The sequence below is a fragment of the Paraburkholderia sp. CNPSo 3272 genome (genome assembly GCF_024206495.1).
In the GTDB taxonomy this organism is placed as follows: domain Bacteria; phylum Pseudomonadota; class Gammaproteobacteria; order Burkholderiales; family Burkholderiaceae; genus Paraburkholderia.
Genome location: NZ_JAMBPQ010000093.1, coordinates 1 through 1420, shown reverse-complemented (window position 1 = coordinate 1420; position 1420 = coordinate 1). Strand labels below are relative to the sequence as shown.

At 61.6% G+C, this 1420-nt stretch carries 1 protein-coding gene; it reads left to right on the top strand.

Annotated features, from left to right (window positions below):
* Positions 1 to 82 precede the first annotated feature (82 nt).
* Complete coding sequence (locus M3I53_RS37850; RefSeq protein ID WP_254320810.1) at positions 83 to 1411, top strand: IS4 family transposase; 1329 nt, start codon at positions 83 to 85, stop codon at positions 1409 to 1411.
* The last annotated feature ends 9 nt before the right edge of the window (positions 1412 to 1420 follow it).

The window sequence follows — 1420 nt, the reverse complement described above, 5'->3', positions numbered from 1 at the left end:
TAATGCCGTTCAGTTAAGACCTGAACGGCGTTTTCGTTTTGGGTGTTGTAAACGGTGAGGGAGGCTGTTAACCTGCGTCCCCATGCTTGATGACGCCCTCCATTTTCTCGCTGAAGAACAGGAAACGCCCGACTGGGCTCGCCTGGGCGAGCACTTGCCCTACGAGTGGATCGAGCAGGCGGTGGCCTACACGGGACGGGCGAGTATCCGACAACGCCGCTTGCCCGCGGAGCAGGTGGTTTGGCTGGTGATTGCGCTGGCGTTATATCGGCATCAATCGATCAGCGAGGTCGTCGACGATCTCGATCTTGCGCTGCCGGATCTGCAGGCGCCGTTCGTCAGCAAGAGCGCTGTCGCCCAGGCCCGGCAGCGCCTGGGCGCGGAGCCACTGAAGGCGCTGTTCGAGTTGTCGGCCGGGGCGTGGGCTGAGCAGGACCGCAAACAATACCTGTTCAAGGGGTTGAGCCTGTTTGCGATGGATGGCACGACGCTGAGGACGGCGGATACCCCCGAGCATCGGGCCCATTTTGGCGCCCAGGTTTATGCCAGCAACACCACCGCCAGTTATCCGCAGGTCCGTGGCGTGACGCTGACCGCCGTGCCCACGCACCTGATTCGTGGCGCGAGGTTCGGTCCGTACGGCACGAACGAAATGCTGTACGCCAAAGATCTGCTCGACGCCATCCCCGATGATTCGCTGACGGCGTTCGACAAGGGGTTTCTGTCTGCAGAAATACTGTGTGGCGTGACCGGCACGGGTTCGAACCGTCACTTCATCATCCCGGCCAAGGCCAACACCAAATGGGAAGTGATCGAGGGGCCGCCTGACGATGCCGTGGTAAGCATGCGCGTGTCGCCCCAGGCACGCAAAAAATGCCCCGAGCTGCCTGAGGTGTGGCAGGCGCGCGCCATCACCGTTATCGACCAGAGTGCCCGCAAGCGGGTACTGTTGACGTCGTTGTTCGACCGCCAACGCTACACGGGCACTGACATCGTGGCCTGCTACGCGCGCCGCTGGCAAATCGAAACCAGCTACCGGGAACTCAAGCAGACGATGATGGGCATGGCGTTGACCCTGCGCAGCCGCAGCGTCGAGGGCGTGTATCAGGAGATCTGGGGTGCGCTGATCGCCTACAACCTCGTGCGACTGGAGATTGCCAAGGCGGCGCTTGCGGTGAAGTGCGAGCCGACCGAGATCAGCTTCGTGCGCGCCTTCCACGTCATCCAGTACGAATTGCACTGGGCCGCCGTCACCCGTGCGCAAGGCAAACTCCCAGCCCTGCTGCAACGTCTGCGCCAGCGCCTCGTTGCACTCCTCAAAGAAGAACGGCCCGGTCGAAAATTCGAGCGGGCCGTGAAGGCTGTACCGAAACGTTATGCCGTCCGCGTCCTTAAAAAGGACCTTAACTGAACGGCATTA

Coding starts and splice junctions, on each gene's coding strand:
- M3I53_RS37850 (WP_254320810.1), top strand. CDS start 83: ATGCTTGATGACGCCCTCCATTTTCTCGCTGAAGAACAGGAAACGCCC.